Source organism: Arthrobacter nitrophenolicus (genome assembly GCF_045833485.1).
Lineage (GTDB): Bacteria > Actinomycetota > Actinomycetes > Actinomycetales > Micrococcaceae > Arthrobacter > Arthrobacter nitrophenolicus.
Map to the genome: position 1 here is coordinate 491,817 of NZ_CP174504.1, position 24,918 is coordinate 516,734.

Sequence of the window (24,918 nt, forward strand, 5' to 3'; positions counted from 1 at the left end):
CTAGGCGGCGGACGGCGCCGCGTCCCGCGCCCCGCTGTTCCGGCGGATGGTTGCGCTGATGACCGCGGCAACAGTGCACATTGCGGCAGCCCCCAGCCAGGCGTAGGTGTAATGGCCGGTGGCGTCGCGCACGGCGCCGGCGGCGAGGGCTGCAGCGGCAGCGCCCAGCTGGTGCGCCGCAAAGACCCAGCCGAACACCACGCTGCCGTCCGCGCCGAAGGTTTCCCGGCAGATGGCGGCGGTGGGCGGAACGGTGGCCACCCAGTCCAGGCCGTAGATCACCACGAACACGATCATGCTCGGCTGCACCTCGGCGCTCAGGAGAAGGGGCAGCACCAGCAGGCCGATGCCCCGGAACTGGTAGTAGACGGCCAGCAGGATGCGCGGGTTGAAGCGGTCCGTGAGCCAGCCGGAGGCGATGGTCCCCACGATGTCGAAGATGCCGACGACGGCGAGCAGGCCCGCGGCGGTGGTTTCCGGCATGCCGTGGTCATGGGCGGAGGGAATGAAGTGGGTGCCGATGAGCCCGTTGGTGGTGGCACCGCAGATAGCGAATCCGGCCACGAGCGCCCAGAACGTCCTGACCCGGCTCGCCCGGCGGAGCACCTGGAGTGCCCGGACGGCGGCATTCGTCCGCGGGCCCGTGGCTGCAGGGGCCTGGGCGGCGCTGCCGGCTTCCGCACCGTACGGCAGGACCCCGGCGTCGGCCGGGGAGTTCTTGAGGAACTTCAGCACGAGCGGGACCACCGCCAGGGCGCCGGCCGCGATCAGGAGCGAGGCCTGCCGCCAGCCGGGATCCTGCGCGAGCACGGCGATGAACGGCAGGAAGACCAGCTGTCCGGCAGCGCTGCCGGCGGTCAGGATGCCGATGACCAGGCCCCGGCTCTTGACGAACCAGGTGTTGGCGATGGTGGCGGCGAACACCAAGGCCATGGATCCCGTGCCCAGCCCGATGAGCAGGCCCCAGGTCAGCAGGATCTGCCAGGACTGGTTGACCAGGACGGTCAGGGCGCTGCCCATGCCGATCAGGACCAGTGCCAGGGCAGTGACCTTCCGGATGCCGAAGCGTTCCATCAGGGCGGCGGCGAACGGTGCGGTCAGGCCAAACAGGACCAGGTTGATGCTGACGGCCGCCGACAACACCGTAGTGGACCAGCCGAATTCCTGTTGCAGCGGCACCATCAGCACGCCCGGGGCAGCCCGGAATCCTGCCGCCCCCACCAGGGCCAGGAATGCTACGGCGGCAACGATCCAGGCGGGGTGCAGCCGGCGCCGGGGCGCGGGCCGCGGAACAGCCGCCGCTTCGCGTTCACCAGGAACTGCGGCTTCATCGGATCGTGTGCTCACGCGGCGGCTCCAGCACCGGGCATTGCGGTGGCGAGTTTGATGGGGTGCCCGGACCTGGCCTCGCTGTGCCAGCTGGTGTTTGCGGCAGTCAGCCGCTCCCCGCAGCCGGTGCAGGTATCGGCGGACGTGGTGGGCTGGCCGCAGCCGGAGTGGATGACGTGGAGGTGGGCCTGCTCGGACGGGGCCGCAAGGTGTTTCTCCGACCACAGCGTCACCGCGTTCAGGACCGGCAGGACGTCCTCGCCCATGGCGGTGAGGACGTACTCCTGGCGGGTGCGGCCGCCGTCGTCGTAGGCCCTTTTCTCCAGCAGCCCGGCCTCCACCAGGCCGGCCAGGCGCTTGGTGAGCACCGAGTCCGCCACCTTCAGGCGCGCACGGATGGCGTCAAAGCGGCCGTTGCCGAAGAAGAGTTCGCGGAGGACGAGGATGGTCCAGGGGTCGCCCAGAATGTCCACGCCGCGCGCAATGCTGCAGTTGTGGCCGGACCAGTCGGATCGGAGTGCCATGGAAGGAGCGTAGCTGGCTTTCTTCAAGAAAGCCAGCTACTTGCCTCGTTGCAAACCGCTAGGGGATGGAGGCGAACGCCTGCTCCAGGTCCGCGATCAGGTCCTCCACGTCCTCGATGCCGCAGGAGAGCCGGAGCAGGTTCACCGGAACGGCCAGTTCGGTGCCCTTGACCGAGGCATGGGTCATCTCCGACGGGTAGTTCATCAGCGACTCGATGCCGCCCAGCGACTCCGCCAGGATGAACACCTTGGTGGATTCGGCCACCTTCCGGGCCGCGGCCTCACCGCCCTTGAACTGGACGGACACCATGCCGCCGAAGCTGCGCATCTGCCGTTTGGCCAGCTCGTGGCCGGGGTGTGTGGGCAGGCCCGGGTACAGAACGGCCTCCACCTCGGGGCGTTCCTGCAGCCACTCGGCGACGGCCTGGCCGTTGATGCTGTGCCGGTCCATCCGCACGCCCAGGGTCTTCAGGCCGCGCGTGGTGAGGAAGGCGTCCATGGGCCCGGACACCGCTCCGACGGCGAACTGGATGAAGCCGATCTTTTCGGCCAGCTCCGCATCCTTGACGACGACGGCGCCACCCACCACGTCCGAGTGCCCGCCGATGTACTTGGTGGTGGAGTGGATCACGATGTCGGCGCCCAGGGCGAGCGGGGTCTGCAGGTAGGGGGACGCGAAGGTGTTGTCGACGACGAGGAGGGCGCCGGCGTCGTGCGCTATCCCGGCGAGCGCGGCGATGTCCGTGATCTTCATCAGCGGGTTGGAGGGAGTCTCCACCCACAGCAGGCGGGTCTTGTTCGCGGCGACGGCCTGCCGGACGGTGTCCAGGTTGGCCATATCCACGGGGGTGTTGCCGATCCCCCACTCACCGAGCACGCGGCTGATGAGCCGGTAGGTCCCGCCGTAGGCGTCGTTGCCGAGGACGATGTGGTCCCCCGGGCGGGTCAGCGCACGGATCAGGGCGTCCTCCGCGGCGAGGCCGGACCCGAAGCTGTAGGCGTGGGTGCCGAGCTCCAGTGCGGCCAGCTGCTCCTGCAGGGAGTCGCGGGTGGGATTGCCGCCGCGGCCGTACTCGTAGCCGTCGCGGAGGCCGCCGATGCCGTCCTGCGCATACGTGGTAGCGAAGTGCACGGGCGGCACCACGGCACCGGTGCGGGGTTCGAAATCCTGCCCGGCGTGGACGGCGCGGGTGTTGAAACCTTGGTTTGCAGAGGCTGACATGGTGCTCCTTTAGTTGCTGAGGTAGGCGAGGAGGTCGTGGCGGGTCAGGATGCCGATCGGGGCGCCGACGAACGTGACCATGACGGTATCCACATCCGACAGCAGCTCGCGGGCGGCGCTGATGGTTTCCAGTGAGCCGATCACGGGCAGCTTGGGGCCCATGTGCTCGGAGATCTTGTCCGTCAGCCTGGCTTCGCCGCGGAAGAGCTTGGCGGTCAAAGTGCGCTCGTCCACGGCGCCCAGGACCTCGCCCATGACCACCGGCGGCTCCTGTGACAGGACCGGGATGTGGCTGACGCCGAACTCGTTCATGATGTTGATGACGTCGCGGACGGACTCGTTCGGGTGGATGTGCACCAGGTCCGGCAGTTCGCCGTTCTTGGACTTGATGACCTCTCCCACCGAGGTCTCCTCGCCGCCGGACAGGAAGCCGTAGGAGCGCATCCACTGGTCGTTGAAGATCTTGGCAAGGTAGCCGCGGCCGGAGTCGGGCAGGATGACGACGACGACGGCGGACTCGGGCAGGTCGCGCGCCGCCTGCAGCGCGGCCACCACGGCCATGCCCGAGGATCCGCCTACCAGGAGGCCTTCCTCGCGGGCCAGGCGCCGGGTCATGGCGAAGGAATCGGCGTCGCTGACGGCGATCACCTGGTCCGGGACGGACTTGTCGTAGTTCGCCGGCCACATGTCCTCGCCAACGCCTTCGACGAAGTACGGGCGTCCGGTGCCGCCCGAGTAGACCGAGCCCTCCGGGTCGGCGCCGATGATCCGGACCACGCCGCCGTCGGACTCCGGCCGGTTGGCCGAGACCTCCTTGAGGTATCTGCCCGTGCCGGTGATGGTGCCGCCGGTGCCGGCGCCGATGACGCAGTGGGTGACCTTGCCGTCCGTGTCCCGCCAGATCTCCGGCCCCGTGGTTTTGTAGTGGCTGCCCGGGGCGGCCGGGTTGGAGAACTGGTCCGGCTTGAAGGCACCGGGCGTTTCCCGGGTGATCCGGTCCGAAACGCCGTAGTAGCTCTGCGGGCTGTCCGGCGGGACCGCGGTGGGTGTGACCACCACTTCGGCGCCGTAGGCCTGGAGCACAGCCCGCTTGTCCTCGCCCACCTTGTCCGGCACCACGAAAACGCACTTGTAGCCCTTTTGCTGCGCCACCAGCGCCAGACCCACGCCGGTGTTGCCGGAGGTGGGCTCCACGATGGTCCCGCCGGGCTGCAGCTTGCCCTCGCGTTCGGCGTCCTCGATCATCTGGGCGGCGATGCGGTCCTTGATGGATCCGCCCGGGTTCAGGTATTCCAGCTTCACCAGGACGGCGGCCTTGATGCCCTCGGTGACGTGGTTGAGCTTGATGAGCGGGGTGTTGCCGATGAGGTCCAGGATGGACTGGGCGTACTTCATAGGTACAAAGCTACCGCTTAGCTGGCGAACATCAGCAGGAGGATCACCACGGGGAAGAACGACTGCCCGATGCCGCTCATCCAAAGCCTGGGCTCGCTGATGATGAGCACCATGCCCAGGATGGTGTGGGCGATGCACATCGACGCCACGATGGTCCGGCCCACGGTGACTTCACCCGTGTTGGCCAGCACCACCCCGGCGATGCCCAGCAGTCCCCAGACGATGTTGTAAAAGCCAACGTTGAACGTCCACATCCGCACGGCGGCTGTGTCCTCCGGCTTGATCAGGAAGATCGGATACAGCCGCTGATCCTTGTAGCGGAAGGCTTCGAGCAGCCCAACACTGATCAGGAGGATGCCCGTAATGACAGCCAGCACCTGCACCAGCACGCTCATGGCGGTCCCGCCCTGCCCGTCCGGGAACGCCTAGGCGCCCAGGTCGTTGGCGGCAGTATCGCGGCCGACGCCCTGCCCGGCCTGGCCCGTGTCCTCCGCCGGCAGGTTCTCCCACAACCCCATCACGTTGCCCTCGGTGTCCTTGAAGTACGCGAAGGAGCCCATGCCGGGGATGGTTTCCCGGGGCTTGACCACGGCACCGCCCAGCGACTCCACGGTCTTCAGGGTGGCGTTGATGTCCGCCACGTCCACGGTGATCACTGGCGTCTTCAGGTCAGGATCCCTGGCGAACATGCCGCCGTTGATGGCACCGGGTTCCAGGGGTGCACCGGTTGATTCGTCCATCGGCGTTGTGAGCACCATGTTGTAGTCCATGCCCGGGACGGGGTCGATCCGCCAGCCAAGGGCCTCCTGGTAGAACTTCTTGGCCCGTTCCTGGTCGTCCGCGGGGATTTCGAAATGCACTACTCCACCCATTGTTTCCTCCTGGTCTTTCGAGCTTCCGGGCGCGGTGTCTTCCGCACCACACGCTGGAGTCTAGTCCTGGTGCCAGTACTGGTTAAGGGCCATTTTCCTGCCCCTGTGGTGCCTCCCCGAAGGGCTGGACGCGGGCGGATGTCGCAGGGGCGTGGGACGATGAGGACATGACCATTGCAGAGGCACCTCCCCGGCTGGCAGCCGCCGCGGACGCCTCACTCCGGTGGTATCCGGGCGGCCCGTACAGCATGCCCAGGACGCTCGGGCCGCTCCTGCGCGGCAACAGCGATCCGTCCTTCAGCGTCCAGGGCGGTGCCGTCTGGAATGCCTTCACGACGCCGGAGGGCCCCGTCACGCTGCGGCTCACCTCCGTGGAGGGCACGGCGCGCGGACCCGGCAGGAGCACCGGTGTGGACCCCTTCGTGGATGTCCAGGCCTGGGGTCCCGGTGCCGCCGCTGCCGTGAAGGCGGCGCCCCGGCTCCTGGGGGCCGACGACGACTGGCGGGGCTTTGACGAGGCCGGCTTCGCCGCCACCCTGCCGCGCATGGTCCGTGAAGCACGGCGCCGGAGCCTGGGGCTGCGACTTCCCGCCAGTGGCCGGATGGTGGACCAGCTGGTGCCCATCATCCTGGAGCAGAAGGTGACGGTGATCGAGGCGCGGCGGGCGTACCGGTACCTGGTGCACCGGTTTGGAACGCCGGCGCCGGCAGCCGGCTCCTCCACGCCGGCGGGCCTGGTGGTAGGGCCCACCGCTTCCCAATGGCTGCAGGTTCCCAGCTGGGAGTGGCACAGGGCGGGCGTGGGTCCACAACGCTCGGCGACTGTCATGCGCGCGCTGCGGTCCGCCGTCGCGCTGGAACGGCTGGCAGCCCTGCCGGCCGCCGAAGCCGGGGCGAAGCTGCAGACCATCCCGGGCATCGGAATCTGGACCGCGGCCGAGGTGGTGCAGCGGACCCACGGGTGCCCCGATTCCATCGCAGTGGGCGACTACCACCTGGCGGCGTACGTGGGTGCGGCGCTGACCGGCCGGCGCACCGACGACGCCGGGATGCTCCGGCTGCTGGAACCGTGGACCGGGCACCGGCAGCGGGTGGTGCGCATGATCCAAAGCAGCGGTTTCCGCAAACCCACCTTCGGCCCGCGCATGACCATCCAGGACCACCGCCGGCACTGAAACTGGAGCGGGGGCAAAGGGCGTGGACTGGCACGTCCGGCGGGTATAGCGTGGCGCAAGGGACCCGTACCAGAGCCCCGCATGCATCCCTTGGAGCCGGCGATGATCCATACGGAAAAACTCACCAAGACCTTCCAGGTCAAAAAGGAAACCGTCGAAGCCGTCAAGGGCGTGGACATCGATGTTGCGCCCGGCGAGCTGGTGGCGTTCCTGGGTCCGAACGGCGCAGGCAAGTCCACCACGCTGCGGATGCTCACCACCCTGCTCCGGCCCACTTCCGGCTCCGCCACCGTCGCCGGCGTGGACGTAGCCGCCGATCCCGCCGGCGTGCGGGCACGGATCGGCTACATCGGCCAGGGCAACGGCGGCGGGCACAGCTTCCGCGTGATCGACGAACTGGTGATGCAGGGCCGCTTTTACGGCATGAACACCAGTGACGCCGCCGCCCGCGCACAGGAACTGCTGCGCTCCCTGGACCTCGCAGACCTGGCGAAACGCACGGTCATCAAGCTCTCCGGAGGCCAGCGGCGCCGGATGGACGTGGCGCTTGGCCTCATGCATTCCCCCAGGCTGCTGTTCCTGGACGAACCGTCCACGGGGATGGATCCGCAGAACCGGGCCAACCTCTGGGACCACATCATGCGGTTGCGCCAGGAACACGGCACCACGATCGTCCTCACCACGCACTACATGGACGAGGCGGACTCGATGTCGGAACGGGTGATTGTCATCGACCACGGCCGGATCATCGCCGATGACACGGCGGCGCGCCTGAAGGCCAACCTCGCCGGTGACCTGCTGGCCGTCGAAGTGGCGGCCGAATCCGCCCCGGGCGTGCGGGGGCTCCTGGGCCGGGCGGCGGCGGGCGGCGAAGTGCAGGAAAACCGGCTCGACGGCGTGGTGACGTTCCGGCTGCGCCTGCCGGAAGGTGCGCGGATCGCGCCGTCCCTCCTGAAGGACATGGACGACGCCGGGGCTCCCGCCCAGTCCATCGAGCTGAAGCCGCCCACGCTGGACGACGTTTTCCTTGAACTGACCGGCCGCAACCTCCGGGAAGGAGCCAACCAGTGAGCACCCAATCAATCCGGGGCACCGTTGGCACCGGCGAGGTTATGAGAACGCCGGGCCTGGGACGGGTTCTGCGGGATACCAGGTACGTCTTCTGGCGGGAGATGCTGCTGCCGCTGCGCGACCCGTTTTCCCTGATCTTCTCCCTGATCCAGCCGCTGGTTTTCCTCGGCCTGTTCGGCCCGCTGCTCAGTGCTTCCGTGGGAGCGCCGGCGTTTGGCGGCCAATCCACGCTGCAGTGGTTCCTGCCCGGCGTGGTGGTGATGATCGCCCTGTTCGGCACGTCGATGACCGGTTCCAACCTGCAGTACGAGCTGATGACCGGCTCCTACGAGCGGATCCTCGCCACCCCCCTGTCCCGCTCGTCGCTGATGATCGGCCGGGCGCTGAAGGAGTGGGCACCGCTGGTGCTCCAGGGTCTGCTCATCGCCCTGGTCTGCATCCCGTTCGGGTTCGTGTTCCACCCGCTGCACGTGTTGCTGGGCCTGGTGATCCTGGGGATTTTCGGCATCGGCCTGGGCGCACTCTCCTACTCGCTGGCGCTGGTGTCGCAGAACAAGGAATGGATCTTCTGGGGGGTGCAGCAGACCCTGCTCTTCCCGCTGATGATCCTCTCCGGCATCATGCTACCCATCGAAGCCGGTCCCGCCTGGATGAAGACCGCCAGCCTTTTCAACCCGCTGACCTACCTGGTGAACGCCGAACGGGAACTGTTCGCGGGAACCATCGGCGGGCATACGCTGTGGGGACTCGTGGCAGCGGGGGTGACAGCCGCCGTCGGCCTCGCCGTGGGGATCAGGACCATCAGCCGCGACATCCGCTAGGTGTAATTCCCATGGAGGTTGTGAACGCGGCTGATGGGGGTTTTGCCTCCGATGCCGGTATGGGTTCTGTGGTGATTGTAAGCGTGTAGCCAGTCGGGGTAGGAAGCGGCGCGTTCGGCTTCTGATATGTAGGGTCTGGCGTAGGCCCATTCGGTGGCAAGGGTCCGGTTGAAGCGTTCTACCTTGCCGTTGGTCTGCGGCCGGTAAGGGCGGGTTCGCCGGTGCTTGACCTGTGGGCCCAGGGCGGCTGCGAAGGCTTTGGAGCGGTAGCAGGCTCCGTTGTCGGTGAGGACGGCTTTGATGGTGATGCCGTGGGCCGCGAAGAACGCTGCGGAGCGGAGCCAGAACGCGGCAGCGGTTTCCTTTTTCTCGTTGTCGAGGATCTCTGAATAGGCAAGTCGTGAGTGATCATCAACCGCATGGTGCAGGTAGGCGTACCCGACGCCGGCGTGGCGGTTGCGCTTACCTCTGGCCCGTCCAAGGGTGCGGTGCCCGCCTCCGGTCGGTATGCGGCCGAGCTTCTTGATGTCGACGTGGACGAGGTCCCCGGGTTTGTCGTGTTCATAGCGCTGCGGTGCGAGCTTTCGGACGGGCAGGCCGGTTCCCTGGTCAAGGCAGGCTAGCCGCGGCATCCGGTACCTGACCAGGACCTTGCCGACGGTTGAGCGGGCCAGGTGAAGGTGGGCCGCGATCCGATGGGGACCCCATCGCCGATTGAAACGCAGCGCCAGAATCCGCCGCTCCGTGCGTGCGGGAGTCCGGCGGGGACTGCGCCGTGGTCGGGACGATACGTCAACCATTCCGTCCTCACCCCGGGCCCGGTACCGGTCCACCCATTTCTTGGCCGTCGCTGGCGAGCACTGGAACCGGTCAGCTGCCCGGCGGAGCGTCCATCCCTGCTCGATGACCAAACAGGCGAGCTTTCCCCTGGCTTTGGGTGTGAGGTCGGCGTTGGCATGGGTAACGTAGGACACGAGGGCCTCCTGGCATCGAGATGAGTGTGGTAACCCAAATCGATACCGGAGGCCCTCGCCCTTTACATCACGCCACGCTGTTCACAACGTCCGTGGGAACTACAGCTAGGGCTGGATCGCTTCCCGGCCGGTGCCGGCCTGCTTTTCCCCGCCCGCCGCCGGCCGGCTGTCGCTCTGCAGGAACGCCAGCACCGCGGCTACCCGCCGGTGCACGCCGGTTGCGGGAAGCCGGAGCTTGGTGAAGATCGCGTTGACATGCTTTTCCACCGTGGACGAGGACAGGTAGAGCGACTGCTCGATACCCGCGTTGGTCCGCCCCCGCGCCATCTCCCGCAGCACGTCAAGTTCCCGCGCTGACAGCTCGGCAAGCGGGTTTCGTGCGCCGGCGCTGCGGCGGCGCACCAGCGTATCCACGATGTGCGGGTCGATCACCGAACCGCCCGTCCGCACTTCGCGCAGTGCATGCACCAGGTCCTCCAGATCCCCGATGCGGTCCTTCAGCAGGTAGCCCAGGCCCGACGAACCTGCCGAGAAAAGCGCCAGCGCGTAGCTCTCGTCGGCATGCTGCGAAAGGACCACCACTCCGGTGTCCGGGTGCGCTGCCCGGATGGCGCGGGCCGCCTCGATGCCCTCCATGTGGTGCCCCGGAGGCATGCGGATATCTGTGAGGACGGCATCGGGGGAAAACCGCCGGACGGCATCAAGCAGTTCCGGAGCATCCGCCGTGCAGGCAACAACGTCTACCTCGCCGGAGTCCTCAAGGAGCCGGCGGATCCCCTCGCGGACCAGGTAGTTGTCCTCCGCGATGACCACCCGCAGCCTGGCGGAATCATCCATGGGAATTCTCCTTCCGCTCCACAGGCAGCTCCACCAGGACAGTGGTGCCCGCCGTTCCGTTCCCCGAGACGTCCATGCTGCCCCGCAGCGCTGCCACCCTGTCCCTGATGTTCGCCAGGCCGCCGCGGGTGGTCGGCGCGGCGCCGCCGATGCCGCAGCCATCATCCCTGATAGCAATCCGCAAGTGCCCGTCCCGCCTGTCGAGCCCCACAGTGGCGGCCGTGGCATGCGCGTGCTTGGCGGTATTGGCCAGGGCTTCGCGCACTACGTAGTACGCCGTGGTTTCCACGTCCTCAGGAAAACGCGCCGTGCGGAGGCCGTCCTCAGCTTCCACAGTCAGCGGGATCGGAAACCGTGCCACGCTGGATTCGATGGCTGCCACCAGGCCATTGTCGCTCAGCACCGGCGGATGGATGCCGTGCGCGAGTTCCCGAAGGTCGGTGAGGGTCTCCCGGGCCTGCTCCTGCAGCGTGGCCAGTTCGTCTGCTCTCAGCTGGCCGCGCTCCAGCCGGTTGCGGGCCAGGCGTAGGCCGGCTATCTGTGCGACGACGTTCTGCTGGATCCCGTCATGCAGGTCCCGTTCCAGCCGCCTGCGCTCGTCGTCCTGGGCGGCGACGAGCCGCTCGCGGGACGCGGTCAGGTCGGTGAGTTGGTCAGCGAGCTGGGCGCTCAGGCGCAGGTTGGCCACGGACGCCGCCGCCTGTCCGGCAACAGTGCGCAGCAGCGCGCGTTCAGCGTCACTGTATTCACTGCGCCGCCTGGGTCCCACCTCGATCCGGCCTAGGGTTACGTCGGCCCGCACCAGGTCGCACGAATCGACCGCGCTGCCGGCCGCCTCGCCCGCGGAGCCCGCCGGGGATTGTCCGGGCGCACCACCGGGTCCGGCGAGGAAGATCCGGACCCAGCCGGCGTCCAGTCCGTCCCGCACTGCCGCTGCCAGCCGGTTGGGCAGATCCTGCGGCTCCATTGACTGTTCCAGCCGGGAACCGAGTTCGCTCAGCAGCGCCAGCTGGCGGTCCCGGTCGCCAAACACGGTCCGCTGGATCCATCCCTGCAGCCAGCCCCGGACCGGCAGCAGGAAGAGGGCCAGCAGGGTGGTAAGGAGAACCGCCCCGACCGGGGACAGGCTGCCGGCGAGCAGCACTGACGGCGTGGCGGCGGCGATTCCGTAGAGGACGGCGATGAGGAGGGTGGATGAGCGCGCCGCGAGCCGGCCCCGGTCCCCGGGGGCGATGTCGAACGCACCGTAGCGGAGGATGCCATGGATGGCGGTGAGCGGAATGGCGATAAGCGTGCCGAGCACAGCTACCGCAACCACGTTCGCCCAGGCCGGCGGTCCGATGGTCCACAGGACAAAGGCCACCAGTGACAGTGTGACCACCCAGGTCACCACGCGCATGTGCTCACGGACCCACGGCTCACCGAAAAGAGCCCGGGAGTAAAGCACGCCAAGCCCAAGCACCACGCTTGGCCACGGCTGGTACACCAGCAATTCCACGGCAGGCGCCGCCCACTCGAGCCACGGTACGGAATATGGGTTGGGGATCCGCCAGGCGCCGAGGCCGGCGAAGGCCGGCGTCACGACGTACGGCGTGGTCAGAACGGTCAGGGGCCCCACCAGCGCCGGAAACCAGAGGAGCGCGACGGCGGCACGCTGCCAGCGCCGCTCGGGTGTGCCGGTCGGATAGGTTGCGAACATGATCAGGAAACCGGCTGTGGCAACCCCGTCTGCCGTCAGGCCAATCATGTTGAAAAACGGAAACCATGGCTGGTTTATCAGCTCCGTGTTCCGCTGGATGAAGGTCTCATAGGCCGACCCGACCGCCATGGCTGTTGCGGCCAGGGCAATGAAGACGGCGGACCGGGCCGACGACGCCGTCAGCAACCACACGCCGAAGACAAAGGTGGGGAGAACCCCGAGCAGCGGCCACGCCAGGGCATGGTCAGCTGCCGAATCAACGAATCCGCGGATGACCACGACATAGACGAGCGCCGCCGCCCCGATCGGAGCCAGCGTGGCAAGCAACCCCCATCTGCGGATCACAGTCCTATGATCCGCCTCCGCAGCTGTTCCCGGGAGGGGGGTGGCCTCCGCCTTCTCCCCCGTGGCTGGCCTCCATGGACAGTGTGGGCAGGCCGCGTTCCGGCGGCGGCGCGGGGAGCCTAACGTCTGGTGCAGGACGGGCGCCCCGGATGGGCTCCCGGTTATCCGGAGGAGGACACCATGCGCAGGTTCTACTCAGCTGTCGCCTGGATCATCGCAGGGTGCGTGGCCGTGCAGGCAGCTTCGATTGCGTTCGGCCTCGGGGGCATGGCGCACTACATCCAGGAGGGCGGCGTCATCGACAAGGCGCTCGTCGAAAGCGGCGAGGCAACCTTCACCGGTGACCTCGGCTTCCCCATCCACGGCATTGTGGGCGGAATGGTCATACCGTTTGCCGCCGTCGTGCTGCTTCTGGTGGCGTTCTTCGTGAAGGTGCGGGGAGCCCGGCTGTGGGCCGCAATCGTGCTGGGCGTCGTAGCCCTGCAGACCACCCTCGGATACTCGATCACCGACATGCCTTACCTTGGCCTCGTCCACGGCGCAAATGCCCTGGCGGTTTTCCTGGCCGCGGTGTACGCGGCCCGGCGCGTCAGCCGGAGCCCTGCGCTGCGCACGGAAGCACCGTCGTCTTCCAATGCCGTCACGACCTGATCTCGTCCGCCGGATCGCCGCGTGCGCAGCCCTGGCGGCCGCACTTGGCCTGGGGGCTCTGGCCTGGAGCTCGTCGTTGCTGGGTGAGTACTCGGTGATGGACATCGGCGGCCAGGCGGCCCATGTCCACAGGGCCGGCGCCGGTGCCGCGGACACCGTCAGCGTGGCGGTGCTGACCGCCGATCCGCTGCGCATCCCCGATGTCCGGGTGGAACTGGTGGCGCGGCGGCAGGTCATCGACATTCCCGGCGGGCGGGCGGTGGACGGCTATACCGTGAACGGCAGCTCCCCCGGTCCCACCATCCGGGCACGGCAGGGCGACCTGGTGGAGGCGGTGTTCATCAACGAGTCCGTCACGGCCGGGGCAACTCTGCACTGGCACGGCATCGATGTGCCGAACGCGGCGGACGGCGTGGCCGGCATCACCCAGGACGCCGTTCCGCCCGGCGCGCGGCATGTGTACCGGTTCGTGGCAGCCGACGCCGGCACGTACTGGTACCACTCCCACCAGGTATCGCACGAGCAGGTGGAGCGCGGGCTGCTGGGTGCGGTCGTCGTCGACCCGGCGCCGGAACGTGCGGGCGGGGATTTTGTGGCGCTGCTGCACGTGTACGGCGGCCAGCACACGCTGAACGGCCGGGCGGAGGACGGGCACGTGCCGGCGGAGCCGGGGGCACCGGTGCGGGTCCGCGTCATCAACACTGACCAGGGCACCGCGGCGGTGTGGTCCGCCGCTCCTTTCACAGTGGTGGCAACCGACGGGCACGATGTGGGTGGTCCATCCCCGGTGGAGGACCGGAAGGTTTTGCTCCCCGCAGGCGGGCGGGTGGATGTCGTGATCGGGGCACCGGCCCAGGGGGCAGTCCGCCTGCATGTCGGCGGTGCGCGCAGCATCGTGGTGGGCGGCCAGGGCACCGCGGGCACAGCGGATCCCCCGCAGGCACGGCAGCCGGACCAGGCCCTGGATCTGCTGGCCTATGGCTCGCCGGCATCTTCCGGCTTTGAGGCCGCGGCCCCCGACCGGACGTTCGACTATGTGATCGGACGCCGGCTGGGCCTCATCGACGGCCGGCCCGGCAATTTCTGGACCATCAACGGGCAGCTGCTCCCGGACGTGCCGATGTTCCACGTGCGGGAGGGGGACGTGGTGCGGATGAATATCCGCAACGACACCGGGGAGGTGCATCCGATGCACCTGCACGGGCACCATGTCTTGGTGCTTTCACGTGACGGCGTCCCGGCGTCGGGAAGCCCGTGGTGGGTCGATTCCCTGGACGTCCACCCCGGGGAGTCATATGTGGTCTCCTTCGCGGCGGACAACCCGGGAATCTGGAGCGACCACTGCCACACCCTGCCGCATGCTGTGGACGGCCTGGTGGCACACCTGATGTACGAGGGGGTGTCCACGCCGTTCACCATCAACGGCGCCGCCGGCAACCAGCCTGAATGACCAATGCGGGTCACTTCGGGCCCGATAAACCCCATCATTGGGCCTGGAGTGGCCCCGCGTTGGGGTTAGAGGCCCAGCCGCTCCACGGCCTCCTTCCGCATCTGGACCTTCCGGATCTTCCCGGAAACCGTCATGGGAAAGCTGTCCCGCACCTCCACGTAGCGCGGGATCTTGTAGTGGGCCAGGTTCCCGCGGCAGAATCCGGCGACGGCATCCGCGTCGAGCGGTTCCTCGCCGGGTTTGAGAATGATGCAGGCCATGAGTTCCTCGCCGTACTTTTCGTCCGGCACCCCGATCACCTGGACATCCTGGATCGCGGGGTGGGTGTAGAGGAACTCCTCGATCTCGCGGGGGTAGATGTTCTCGCCCCCGCGGATCACCATGTCCTTGATCCGCCCCTCGATGACCACATACCCGTCGTCGTCCATCAGCGCCAGGTCCCCGGTGTGCATCCAGCCGTCCGCGTCGATGACCTCCGCTGTCTTCTCCGGCTGGTTCCAGTACCCCGCCATCACCGCATAGCCGCGCGTGCACAGCTCCCCGATTTCACCCCGCTCCAGCACATCGCCCGAGGCAGGATCGATCACCCGGCTTTCCAGCCGCGGCACGGTCCTACCCACCGTCTCCGTCCGGTGCTGCAGCGTGTCGCCCTGCCGGGTCATGGTGGACACCGGCGAGGTTTCGGTCATGCCGTAGCAGATGGCCACATCCTTCATGTGCATGTCCGAGATGACCCGTTTCATGACCTCCACCGGGCACGGCGAACCGGCCATGACGCCGGTGCGCAGCGTGGACAGGTCATAGGTGGCGAAGTCCGGCAGGGCCAGCTCGGCGATGAACATGGTGGGGACGCCGTACAGCGAAGTCCCGCCGAAATCCTGCACGGCCTCCAGGGCTGCCGCCGGCGAGAATCCGCGGCCCGGGATGATGGTGGCGGCGCCGTGGCTGAGGGCGTTCAGGTTCCCGATGACCATGCCGAAGCAGTGGTAGAACGGCACCGGAATCACCACCCGGTCGTGCTCGGTGTAACCCAGCAGTTCCCCGATGGCATAGCCGTTGTTCAGGATGTTGTGGTGCGTCAGGGTGGCGCCCTTGGGGAAGCCGGTGGTGCCGGACGTGTACTGCAGGTTGATGGGATCGTGCGGGTCCAGTTCCGCCATCCGGGCCGTCAGGGCGGAATGCGCGACGGCGTCCGCCCCCTTCAGCAGCTCGGCGTACGTCAGTTCCGCCGCACCCAGCGGGGCCACGCCGCCGTCGGGCCCCTCACCGCCGGGCGCCGGAAGGAAGACCAGTTCACGCAGGTCCGGACATCCGGCGAGCGCCTGGCGCGCCATGCCCACGTAGTCGCTGTTCCGGTCCGACGGTGCCGTCACCAGCATCCGCATTCCGTTCTGCTTCACCACGAATTCCAGTTCGTGGCTGCGGTACGCCGGATTGACGTTGACCAGGATGGCACCCGCCTTGGCGGTGGCATACTGCAGCAGCGTCCACTCCGCGCAGTTGGGGCTCCAGATCCCCACCCGCTCGCCCTTGCCTATGCCCAGGGCGAGGAGACCCCGGGCCAGCCGGTCGACGTCGTCGTTGAGCTTCGTGTAGCTCCACCGCCGGGCGTCCGCGCCGGGAACCGGGCCCGCCTCGATCAGGGCGTCGTGGTAGGGAAATCTCGCCACCACCCGCTCGAAGTTGGCGCCGATGGTCTCCTCGAGCAGCGGAACGTCAGTGTCCCCGGCTGTATAAGCACGCATGCTGGCACGCTACCAACAGGTTCGGTGCAAATGAAGCATCCCCGCCCGCGCAACAGAACGGGAGCTGGGGCGCGGGCCGGTATTGTGAAATCCATGAGTGCACCGATCGACTTGCAGGCAACGTTCATCCCCAATGAAGGCGAATTCTTCCGCGTCAAGCTCGCGCTGGAAATCGCCATCGACGAGGTGGTGAACGAGCCGGGCTGCATCCGCTACGAACTGACGGAAGCCACCGAGGAGAAGCTGGTCCTGACCGAACAGTGGGCCTCTGAGGAGGACCTGGAGAAGCACTCCAAGGGCATCGCCGTGCAGGACCTGAACGAATCGTTGAGCGCACTGCTCGCCGAACCCGTCAAGGTGGAGCGCATCTAGCGCAGCCTTAAACAGCGAAGCGGGACCCCTCCGGAGGGGTCCCGCTTCGCTGTTAAAAAGACTTAGAGGTCCGGGATCTGGGAGCCGTCGTGGGGGCCCGCCGGCTTGCTGGCGGCGGCTGAAGCCTCTTCCCGCTGGCGTGCCACGTGGGCATGGACTTCCTCCATGTCCAGGGCCTTCACCGCGTCCACCACCTGTTCGAGCTGCTGGGCGTTCAGGGCGCCGGGCTGCGAGAACACCAGCACCTTTTCGCGGAAGGCCATCAGGGTGGGGATGGACGTAATGCCGGCCTCGGCAGCCAGCTGCTGCTCGGCCTCCGTGTCCACCTTCGTGAAGAGGACATCCGGGTGCTTCTCGGAAACAGCCGAGTACGTGGGGCCGAACTGCTTGCAGGGCCCGCACCATTCAGCCCAGAAATCGACCAGGACAATATCGTTGCCCTCAATGGTTGACGCGAACTGTTCACCTGTGATGTCAAGGGTAGCCATGTGTCCACGCTACGCGGGATGGCCGCCAAAGTCGCGGCCCGGAGATCCTTGTTCGCTCCCCGCGTCATCGGGAATAACCCGCAGGCCGTCATATACATGCGGCGCGCGGGCACCTAGTCTGGGGGTCATCAGCCACTGCGCGGCACCCAGGAGGGCTCATGGCCACCGCTGTTTCTGCCAGGTCACTCGTGAAGAGATTCGGCCGGAGGGAAGTGCTGCACGGCGTTGATTTCGAGGTGGAGGCCGGTACCGTCTTCGGCGTGATCGGTCCCAATGGGGCCGGCAAGACCACCACCATGCGCTGCCTGCTGGACATCATCCGGCCCGCGGCGGGCGAGGTCCGGGTGCTGGGCACCGATCCCCGCGCGGGCGGGCCGGAGCTGCGCCGCCGGATAGGGTATCTTCCGGGTGAACTGTTCCTGGAGGGCCGGGTGACCGGGCGCAAACTGCTGGCCCACTACCAGGCCATCAGCGGCCCGGTTCCCCGTGGCCGGATCAATGAGCTGGCCGACCGGCTGGGCCTGGACCTGGACCGACACACCCAGAAGCTGTCCAAGGGCAACAAGCAGAAACTGGGGCTGGTGCAGGCCTTCATGCATGAGCCTGAACTCCTGGTCCTGGATGAGCCCACCGGCGGACTGGACCCCCTGGTCCAGCAGGAGTTCCACACAATGGTCCGCGAGGCGAAACACCGCGGGCAGACCATCTTCCTCAGCTCGCACGTCCTCAGCGAGGTCCAGCAGACTGCAGACACCGTGGCAATCCTCCGCGACGGACGGATCATCACGGTCGAATCGGTCGAAGGGCTGCGTGAAGGGGCTGTCCGCCGCGTCCGCCTCACCACCCACGGCATTGCAGCGCACGACGCCGTTGCGCTGCTGTCCGGGGTACCCGGCGTCGGGCAGGTGCAGGTGCTGGAGGCGGACGGTGCCGTCACGCTCTCGGCTGTGCTGGAGGGCGCCATCCAGCCGCTGATCAGGATGCTGGGCTCGCTGGAGCTGACCGACCTGGTCCTCGACGAGCCGGACCTGGAGGAGGCAGTGCTTAAGATGTACGCCGTGCCGCGGGAGGATGCCCGATGAATGCCACCTTGCCCCTGTTCCGGCGGGCATTCTTCGACACCTGGCGCTCCACCCTTGGCTGGGCAGCCGGGCTGGCCGCCGCGGCGTTCCTGTACCTTCCGCTGTACCCGTCCATCGGCGGCAGCGCCCAGATGCAGGACATGGTCAACGCCCTGCCGGCCGAGATGACCAAAGCCCTGAACTACGACCAGATCGCCACCGGGCCGGGTTACGCCCAGGCCACCCTGTTCGGGCTGCTGGGGTTCCTGCTGATGACCATCGCGTCGGTGGCGTGGGGTGCCGCGGCCGTTGGCGGGGACGAGGAGTCGGGGCAGCTGGAGCTGACCCTTGCCCACGGCGTCCGGCGGGTCCAGGTGGTCCTGGAACGGGCACTGGCATTGTTCCTGCGGGTGGTGCTGCTGGCCGGGCTGGTCTTCGTCCTGGTGCTGGTGCTGAACGAACCGTCCCAGCTGGGGATCGAACCGGCCAACCTGTTCGGCGCAGCCGTCCTCTTCGCGGGCCTCGCCCTGCTCAGCGGCACGGCCGCCCTTTGCGTCGGTGCCGTCACGGGACGGAAGACATACGGCCTCGCCGCGGGCGCTGCCGTGGGCGTCCTGGGCTACGTGTTCAACGCCGTCGGACGGCAAAGCCCGGACGTGGAGTGGCTGCTGAACCTGAGCCCGTACCACTGGGCGTACGGCAACTCCCCCGTGGTGAACGGCGCGGACTGGGCTGCGGCCGGCTGGCTGTGGGGCCTCTCGGCGGCGCTGGTGGCGCTGGCCGCCGTCGCGCTTGAACAACGCGACGTCGGCGCGTAGGCCGTACGGGCGCGCTTCACAATTGTGGCAATCAGCCCCTGCTCCAAAGATGCGGGGCCGGCGTGCGGCTGCCGGGCAGCGCGCTGGCTGTACGCCAGTCGTGGATCCAGTCCGGCAGGACCAGGTCAGCCGGGGGTTCGCCGAATTCGCGCAGGATCTCCTCCAGTCCCACCGGCCCGGCCTTGGTGACCAGGCGGGTGGCGATGTAGGCACGCGCGTAAATCTCGCCGTCGGCCACCATGCGCTGCTCAAAGTAGATGGCCTTGGCGTCCAGCCCGATGATGCGTGTCTCGATGGTGTACTGCTGCCACAGCTGCAGCGACTTCCGGAAGCTGATGGTCTCGGCGGCCACCACGGGGCCCCAGCCGCGGCGGCGCATATGCCTCCACACCCCGCTGCGGACCATCAGGTCGAACCGGCCCAGGTCCATCAGCGACAGGTACATGCCGTTGTTGACGTGCATGGCGATATCGATGTCCGTCGGCAGCACCCGCAGCTGCAGCGAGGCGCTGTCCCACACGGTGAGCGGCTGCCGGCGGGCGGAGGTGAACAGCAGGAGGAGGGTTCTCAGGAGCAGGTGCATTACCCTATGCTACCCGTGAGTAACATAGGGTGCCGGGACCGGGCCGCACCGGCCCGCTAGGATTTCGTCCATGACCCAACAACGCTACCGGGACCTGGCGGAGTGGCCGCTGATGGCAACCGCGCTCCTGTTCCTGGCGGCCTACGCCTGGCAGGTCATCGGGCGGGTCGAAGGCGGCGGGGCGATGTGGCTGGAGGCAGTCATGTGGGGCACCTGGGGCATCTTCGCCGTGGACTATGCGGCCAACCTGTGGCTCGCGAAGGACCGGTGGAACTGGTTTATCCGCAACCTGCATGAGCTCCTGATCGTAGCGCTGCCGATCTTCCGGCCGTTGCGCCTGCTGCGGCTGGTGACGCTGTTGTCCGTCCTGCACCGGACCATCGGCGAAACACTGAGGGGCCGGGTGGTCACGTACGTAGCCGGCTCTGCCGCCCTGCTGGTTTTCGTTGGTGCACTCGCGGTCCTGGATGTGGAGCAGACCGCTCCGGACGCCAAGATCGTCACCTTTGGCGATGCGTTGTGGTGGGGAATCACCACCATCACCACGGTGGGCTATGGGGACATGTATCCGGTAACCCCCATCGGCCGGCTGGTGGCAGCCGCCCTCATGATGAGCGGCATCGCCGTCCTTGGCGTGGTGACCGCGTCCATCGCCTCGTGGCTGGTCCAGCGGGTGGAGGATACCGCCGAGACGGTAGCCGAGGCCGTGGAGGAGCCGGTTCGGGTTGAAGTGGCGGAGCTGGTGGCGGAAATTGCCGCGCTGCGGCGGGAGATTGCGGAACTCAAGGAGCACCGCGCGCTCTAGGCGCTTCGGGAGCAAGTAGCGGGCACCCGCTGCTGCGAGTAGCAGCTCCGGCACCGCCAAGTATCAGCGCCGAAAATTCGGGTATTTCCTACTGGTGCCCGGCCCTGTACGCACTTCCTAGACTCGGGATTCCTAGGACCGAACACGCGCTGGCGGGTCCCCCCGGGTTGGCTTCCCGGGGTGTCTGCCTCCTCGCGGAGCCTCCGTATTTTCTGGGTATGCGGACACCTCCATCCTGCGCCGCCTGCGGCCCGGTGACACACCGGGGCCGTCGGAGCGCTGCACCTCGATCCGTCCCGCCTGCCGCTTTTCCTGCGTGCCTGGCCGGGACCGACCCCGGATGGGCCACCCATGAACGAGCCATACCTCACCACCCCCGAAGCCGAAAGCAGAAGCTTCGCCACTGACGAACCCCGAACCGACCTCACTGCCGTCCGCCCGGCCATCAGCAACAGGTTGTGGGCGGGCATGGCCACAGCCGCCGTAGTTGCGGCCGTCGGCGTCGGAGCCCTCGCGGCGCCGCCCGCCTCCGTGACCCAAAGTACGACGGCGGCCGGCCAGGTTGCCGGCGCGGCGTCACCTGCCGAGGCTGCCGCCCCCGCAGGGGACACCGCCGGCCAGGAGCAGGCTGCTGCCGTCCCGGCAGAGCCAGCCCCGGCTTCCGAACCAGCACCCGCGGAACCTGCACCTGCCGAACCGGCACCGCCGCCCGCCCCGGAACCTGCGCCCGAACCTGCGCCCGCCCCGGCCGACGAGAACCTCTACACAGTGGTTGCCGGCGACACGGTGGGCAGCATCGCAGCCAGGCATGGCGTGGACACCAATGCCATGCTGGCCGCAAACGGGCTGGGCGCCTACAGCATCATCGTCCCGGGCCAGACGCTCGTCCTCACCGGCCCGCCGGTGGAAGCCCCGGCGGCCGCGCCACCCGCGGCCGTACCTGCCGCGGCACCGGCTCCTGCACCCGCTCCGGCTGCGGCACCCGCTCCCGCCCTGGTGCCCGCAGCACCCGCAGTCAGGACCATCTATGTGGCCGGGGCCGGTGGCCAGTCAATGGTGGACGCCTGCATCGGCCCCATCCACTACACCCCCGGGGATGCATACTCTCTATTCATCACCGAGCACGACTTCTGCGGCGGCTGGGCCCGCTTCTCCGGGATCGGGGTAGGCGAGACCGTGAGCATCCCCGGCTACGGCACCTACACGGTGACAGCCAGGGGCCAGGTCCCCAACCCGGGCACCACCAATGACGTGCTGAACGTCTTCGGCGGATTCCCCCGGGCCATCCTGCAGACCTGCATCCCGGGCACCAGCCAGATGCTCCTGATCGCGCTGAACTGACCTTTTCATAAGCTTGTCCGCGGGTCCGAACCTTCAAGGGCTGGATCCGCGGACAAGGGCAGGTTGCTTGCGGCGTTTGGCGCTACACGTGATGCCGCTCTGAAATGTGCTCCACCAGTTCGCCAACCCGCTGTTCGGAGTAATTGCGGGCGATGTCGCCCTGGCTGATGATGCCGACCATCCTGTGGTCGGAGATCACCGGCAGGCGCCGGACCTGGTGCCGTTCCATCATGTCGATGGCTTCATCCACGTTGGCGTCGGCATCAACCCAGTAGGGCGTTCCGGTCTCCAGTTCGCGGGCCATCATGTCACCCGGGTTGCGCCCGGCAGCGACGCACTTGAGCACAATGTCGCGGTCGGTGATCATGCCCTTCAACCTGCCGTCATCACCGCAGATTGGCAGCGAGCCGCAGTCAAGGTCCATCATCATCCGGGCTGCGTCCACCAGGGTCTGGTTTTCGGTAATACATCGTGCATCCGTGGTCATGAATTCACGTACAGCACTCATTGAATCCTCCTTCATCGATGGATTTATCGACGCAAGGCATCGGGGCACCAGCGCCGATATCGCCAGCCTACGCCGGGCCGGTGCAGGTGTCGATGGCGGATTTTGGCTGTACCGACCTGCCCGGTTGTCCACGCGGACGGGCTATTCCCCTTATCGTTTCAAGGGGAATAGGCCATCATCCGGGGGCCATCTCCGGGCACGAAAAAGCCTCCGGAACCGGGGGGTTCCGGAGGCGCTTCGTTCAGCGAGAGGCGGCTCCTGCGTGTGCGGACACCTTCTCAGCTACCTGTAGGTGAGAAGGAGCTTCGGTGCGGCCGTGGCGCCGGCTTCCTTGGAGTTGAGATCCAAGCCGTCACTGCTGTTGGCATCCATGCCGAGCGAGAGTTGCTGGCCCAGCTCGCCGGCCAGAGCGCTGGCCGAGAGCGTAATGCTGTAGTTCGTGTTCGTTGTTGTCGCACCCAAGGTGCCGATGCCGGAGCCGAGAGTCGGACGGGTGTTGTACGTAACCCCCGTCTCAGTCCAGCTGTCGTCGGCGATGAGCTTGATGTTCTGGGTGCCCGTTGACCCGCTGCCGGCGCTGCGCAGCTGCAACGTGGCACTCTCAAGCGTCTTTCCAGCACGACCTGTCAGGTCGAACTTGAAGTATGCAACCTCCGCGGGGCTGTTGTCGGAGCCCAGCATCGTGCTCGTGGCGTAGTTCGTGGTGGGCGTCGCACTTGAGACATAGGTGTCAGCCGTGGCAGTAAGGGTGACAGTCTGGGATGTGCTGCCACCTGCCGGAGCCGTGGTGAAGGTCCACGTCTTGTCCGCGGCAAGCGCGTTTCCGGCAAGGTCCTTCACACCGCTGGTGCCGCCCTTGATGGTCGCCGTGTAGGTCGTACCAGGCGCCAGGTCCGTCCCTGGATTGAAGATCGCCGTGTTGTTCGCGCTGTTGTAGGACACACCGTTGGTACCCGCTGGCGCCGGCGTCAACGTGAACGTGGAGGACGATACGGTCGAGCCATTCATAGGCTCTGAGAAAGTCCCTGTCACATCCGTTGTCGCTGCGATATTGGTCGATTTATCAGCCGGAGAGGTGCTCGTCACGGTGGGAGCCGTTGAATCGGAAGTCCCTCCGCCGCCCGTCGGGTCGTAGTAGTGCCAGTACCGGCTCGTGGAGCTCACATCGGCGAGCAGGAGCAGGCCGCTGTTGGCTGTGCCCGTCTTGTTATTGAGGTTTTGTTTAGTGGACGTGACGTTATGGACATACTGGTCGGCGTCCACAATTCTGGCCGTCTTGGCGCTGGTGAAACTGATACTGCTCAGCGATGTGGACTTCTCATATATTGCGCCGCCGGAACTGGTGCAGACGCCAGCGTTAGTGGTTCCACTAGGCTTTGGATAGGTGGCGAATGTACGAATTTTCCCGGCAGCCTCGTCAATCAGGACAATCACCCGGTTGGGGCATTCCCCCGCTGTCGCGATCGTGTGCGCCGTCCAGGCTGATGTTGCAGGATCCAGGGCCAAGAGTTGGATCAGTGGATCGGCGGATGCGGTGAACGACGTCTTGATGGCGGCGAACACTCTATCGGACGAAGAATCCAGCCACTTAAGGTTCATATGGTCATCACCGCTGCGTGCGCCATTAACAGCCGCCACCGGGGCGGACCAAGCCGTGTTCGCCGCTCCATCGACGTGGTAGCTCCAGTACATACCGTCGGTGGAGTCACCGACCTGGCGGCTCCACATGACACCAATCTTGTTACCGCCGAAAGCAATCAAGGAGGACGTGTCATCGATGGATACGTTGCTTAGCGACGCAGGATGCGGGAAAGGCGTTCCCCACGTCTTACCATCCGTGCCAGTGACGTTCAGGTAGATCCGGTTGCCTTGCTGCCACGTGGCCCAGAGTCGACCAGATGGCTCCTTGTCGATGGTCAGGGCTTCGACACGATAGTTGTTAATTTGCGAGGAGCCCAGGCTTGCATACGTCTTCGTGCTCGAGTTGTAGCTGAAACGGTGCAGCGTTGTCGGGTAGTTCGGCTGGGCAGCCGCACCGTCGTTCACGAACCGATAGCTCGCCACGAAGAGGGTGGTCCCGTCCCACAGAACGTCATGGTGCGTGCTTGCCCGCGTATCCGTCGTCACGCCCGTACTCGTCCATTGGCTTGTCGAAGGGTTGAACTTGAAGATCTCGAAGTCTTGGCTGGCGGTGTCCCACAGGTTCCCCCACCAAATCCCGTCGTGGAACCATAGATTGCTTGTCGATCGCTTCGTCCCCGTCGGCGTTCCCGTCCCCGAGTGGGAGGGACCTTCTACTCCAACATCCCCGGTCGCCGCCGTTGCCGGAAGCGGCACCACAAGGGCAGCAAGGGCGAGTAGCAGGGCCGTCAGCAAACCGTGAAGCCTCAGCGCCCTCGATCCGCCTGAACGAAGCCGTATTTTGCGTCCGCTATCCGGCTTTGTACCGGTGTGAAAGGTCCTGGGGCCATCACCGAGGCCGCTCATGAGAAAGGACGAATGGTACATCTTGATTGCTCCCCGGAATAGCACAATAATCCTCAAGTTCGTCCAGTGTCAGCCGCTGGAAAATGGAAAGCAAGACCTAATCGCGGCTACGTAACCCCCCTAATTTCTTACGGCAGGAGCCCCTAGAACAGCCTCCCGGACCTATCGTTCAGGCCGCCAAAATCCATAACGGCCGGGCCCCCTGAACCCGTGGCTTGGCAGCAGGCTGTGGCATAGAGTGTGGCTACCATTTTCATTGGGGAAACGATGAAGCCTACTTGCCTGCTGCCGGTCCTCATCCTGGCGCTTTCTTCCTGCACCGCACCCGTACCTGCGCAGGATGAT

At 66.8% G+C, this 24,918-nt stretch carries 24 protein-coding genes; 10 read left to right on the forward strand and 14 right to left on the reverse strand.

Features of this window, described 5'->3' with window-relative positions; translation table 11 throughout:
* Genes ACJJV6_RS02320 through ACJJV6_RS02345 form a run of 6 tightly spaced genes read right to left on the reverse strand, consistent with a single transcriptional unit; the run spans window position 1 to window position 5,342 of the window.
* A complete protein-coding gene (locus ACJJV6_RS02320) occupies window positions 1–1,347 on the reverse strand; it encodes an MFS transporter (RefSeq protein WP_407709838.1) in 1,347 nt (448 codons plus the stop codon).
* Entirely contained in the window at window positions 1,344–1,853 is a 510-nt protein-coding gene (locus tag ACJJV6_RS02325; RefSeq protein WP_407709839.1) for a winged helix-turn-helix transcriptional regulator, read from the reverse strand. Before ACJJV6_RS02325 ends, ACJJV6_RS02320 begins: the two co-directional genes overlap by 4 nt.
* 58 nt (window positions 1,854–1,911) lie before the next feature.
* Window positions 1,912–3,075: a cystathionine gamma-synthase gene (locus ACJJV6_RS02330; protein WP_407709840.1), complete on the reverse strand. Its 1,164-nt coding sequence runs from the start codon at window positions 3,073–3,075 to the stop codon at window positions 1,912–1,914.
* A gap of 9 nt (window positions 3,076–3,084) precedes the next feature.
* On the reverse strand, window positions 3,085–4,470 hold the full coding sequence (locus ACJJV6_RS02335) for a cystathionine beta-synthase (protein ID WP_407709841.1): 1,386 nt from the start codon (window positions 4,468–4,470) through the stop codon (window positions 3,085–3,087).
* Between the two features lie 17 nt (window positions 4,471–4,487).
* Window positions 4,488–4,865: a DUF1304 family protein gene (locus ACJJV6_RS02340; RefSeq protein WP_407709842.1), complete on the reverse strand. Its 378-nt coding sequence runs from the start codon at window positions 4,863–4,865 to the stop codon at window positions 4,488–4,490.
* Between the two features lie 30 nt (window positions 4,866–4,895).
* A complete protein-coding gene (locus ACJJV6_RS02345) occupies window positions 4,896–5,342 on the reverse strand; it encodes a VOC family protein (protein ID WP_407709843.1) in 447 nt (148 codons plus the stop codon).
* 167 nt (window positions 5,343–5,509) lie between these two features.
* Here ACJJV6_RS02345 and ACJJV6_RS02350 point away from each other — a divergent pair, with 167 nt between their 5' ends.
* The 3 genes from ACJJV6_RS02350 (at window position 5,510) to ACJJV6_RS02360 (ending at window position 8,409) form a co-directional block, all read left to right on the forward strand.
* Window positions 5,510–6,517, forward strand: coding sequence for a DNA-3-methyladenine glycosylase family protein (locus tag ACJJV6_RS02350; RefSeq protein ID WP_407709844.1), 1,008 nt, complete (start codon window positions 5,510–5,512; stop codon window positions 6,515–6,517).
* Between the two features lie 102 nt (window positions 6,518–6,619).
* Window positions 6,620–7,588, forward strand: a complete 969-nt coding sequence (locus ACJJV6_RS02355; RefSeq protein WP_407709845.1) for an ATP-binding cassette domain-containing protein — start codon at window positions 6,620–6,622, stop codon at window positions 7,586–7,588.
* 41 nt (window positions 7,589–7,629) lie between these two features.
* Window positions 7,630–8,409 carry an ABC transporter permease gene (locus ACJJV6_RS02360; protein ID WP_407710456.1) on the forward strand — a complete coding sequence of 260 codons (780 nt, stop codon included), beginning with the start codon at window positions 7,630–7,632 and terminating at the stop codon, window positions 8,407–8,409.
* Here ACJJV6_RS02360 and ACJJV6_RS02365 read toward each other — a convergent pair.
* The 3 genes from ACJJV6_RS02365 to ACJJV6_RS02375 form a co-directional block, all read right to left on the reverse strand.
* Complete coding sequence (locus ACJJV6_RS02365; RefSeq protein WP_407708942.1) at window positions 8,406–9,383, reverse strand: IS481 family transposase; 978 nt, start codon at window positions 9,381–9,383, stop codon at window positions 8,406–8,408. The two genes, ACJJV6_RS02360 and ACJJV6_RS02365, sit on opposite strands and share 4 nt — an antisense overlap.
* Window positions 9,384–9,488: 105 nt before the next feature.
* Window positions 9,489–10,220, reverse strand: coding sequence for a response regulator (locus ACJJV6_RS02370; protein WP_407709846.1), 732 nt, complete (start codon window positions 10,218–10,220; stop codon window positions 9,489–9,491).
* Entirely contained in the window at window positions 10,213–12,264 is a 2,052-nt protein-coding gene (locus ACJJV6_RS02375; RefSeq protein ID WP_407709847.1) for a sensor histidine kinase, read from the reverse strand. The genes ACJJV6_RS02370 and ACJJV6_RS02375 overlap by 8 nt, the downstream gene beginning before the upstream one ends.
* 180 nt (window positions 12,265–12,444) lie before the next feature.
* Between ACJJV6_RS02375 and ACJJV6_RS02380 the strand changes: the two genes are divergently transcribed.
* Both ACJJV6_RS02380 and ACJJV6_RS02385 read left to right on the forward strand, forming a co-directional pair.
* Window positions 12,445–12,915, forward strand: a complete 471-nt coding sequence (locus ACJJV6_RS02380; protein ID WP_407709848.1) for a hypothetical protein — start codon at window positions 12,445–12,447, stop codon at window positions 12,913–12,915.
* Window positions 12,899–14,365 (forward strand): multicopper oxidase family protein, encoded by a 1,467-nt coding sequence (locus tag ACJJV6_RS02385; RefSeq protein WP_407709849.1) that lies wholly within the window; start codon window positions 12,899–12,901, stop codon window positions 14,363–14,365. The genes ACJJV6_RS02380 and ACJJV6_RS02385 overlap by 17 nt, the downstream gene beginning before the upstream one ends.
* Window positions 14,366–14,430: 65 nt before the next feature.
* Here ACJJV6_RS02385 and ACJJV6_RS02390 read toward each other — a convergent pair whose 3' ends face one another.
* Window positions 14,431–16,110 (reverse strand): AMP-binding protein, encoded by a 1,680-nt coding sequence (locus ACJJV6_RS02390; RefSeq protein ID WP_407709850.1) that lies wholly within the window; start codon window positions 16,108–16,110, stop codon window positions 14,431–14,433.
* Window positions 16,111–16,203: 93 nt separating this feature from the next.
* Between ACJJV6_RS02390 and ACJJV6_RS02395 the strand changes: the two genes are divergently transcribed.
* On the forward strand, window positions 16,204–16,482 hold the full coding sequence (locus ACJJV6_RS02395; protein WP_009357160.1) for a putative quinol monooxygenase: 279 nt from the start codon (window positions 16,204–16,206) through the stop codon (window positions 16,480–16,482).
* A gap of 62 nt (window positions 16,483–16,544) precedes the next feature.
* Here ACJJV6_RS02395 and ACJJV6_RS02400 read toward each other — a convergent pair whose 3' ends face one another.
* Window positions 16,545–16,970, reverse strand: coding sequence for a thioredoxin family protein (locus ACJJV6_RS02400; RefSeq protein ID WP_407709851.1), 426 nt, complete (start codon window positions 16,968–16,970; stop codon window positions 16,545–16,547).
* A 158-nt stretch (window positions 16,971–17,128) separates the two neighbouring features.
* Between ACJJV6_RS02400 and ACJJV6_RS02405 the strand changes: the two genes are divergently transcribed.
* Both ACJJV6_RS02405 and ACJJV6_RS02410 read left to right on the forward strand, forming a co-directional pair.
* The gene (locus ACJJV6_RS02405) at window positions 17,129–18,052 is read left to right on the forward strand and encodes an ABC transporter ATP-binding protein (RefSeq protein WP_407709852.1); all 924 of its coding nucleotides are present in this window, start codon (window positions 17,129–17,131) and stop codon (window positions 18,050–18,052) included.
* On the forward strand, window positions 18,049–18,849 hold the full coding sequence (locus tag ACJJV6_RS02410) for an ABC transporter permease subunit (protein WP_407709853.1): 801 nt from the start codon (window positions 18,049–18,051) through the stop codon (window positions 18,847–18,849). The genes ACJJV6_RS02405 and ACJJV6_RS02410 overlap by 4 nt, the downstream gene beginning before the upstream one ends.
* 31 nt (window positions 18,850–18,880) lie before the next feature.
* Here the strand turns inward: ACJJV6_RS02410 and ACJJV6_RS02415 are convergent, their stop codons facing one another.
* Window positions 18,881–19,432, reverse strand: coding sequence for an acyl-CoA thioesterase (locus tag ACJJV6_RS02415; RefSeq protein WP_407709854.1), 552 nt, complete (start codon window positions 19,430–19,432; stop codon window positions 18,881–18,883).
* Window positions 19,433–19,502: 70 nt separating this feature from the next.
* Here ACJJV6_RS02415 and ACJJV6_RS02420 point away from each other — a divergent pair, with 70 nt between their 5' ends.
* Entirely contained in the window at window positions 19,503–20,237 is a 735-nt protein-coding gene (locus ACJJV6_RS02420; protein WP_407709855.1) for a potassium channel family protein, read from the forward strand.
* Window positions 20,238–20,588: 351 nt separating this feature from the next.
* Window positions 20,589–21,578, forward strand: a complete 990-nt coding sequence (locus ACJJV6_RS02425) for a LysM peptidoglycan-binding domain-containing protein (RefSeq protein ID WP_407709856.1) — start codon at window positions 20,589–20,591, stop codon at window positions 21,576–21,578.
* 82 nt (window positions 21,579–21,660) lie between these two features.
* Here ACJJV6_RS02425 and ACJJV6_RS02430 read toward each other — a convergent pair whose 3' ends face one another.
* Entirely contained in the window at window positions 21,661–22,086 is a 426-nt protein-coding gene (locus ACJJV6_RS02430) for a CBS domain-containing protein (RefSeq protein ID WP_407709857.1), read from the reverse strand.
* Window positions 22,087–22,368: 282 nt separating this feature from the next.
* Window positions 22,369–24,462, reverse strand: coding sequence for an Ig-like domain-containing protein (locus tag ACJJV6_RS02435; RefSeq protein ID WP_407709858.1), 2,094 nt, complete (start codon window positions 24,460–24,462; stop codon window positions 22,369–22,371).
* Between the last annotated feature and the right edge of the window lie 456 nt (window positions 24,463–24,918).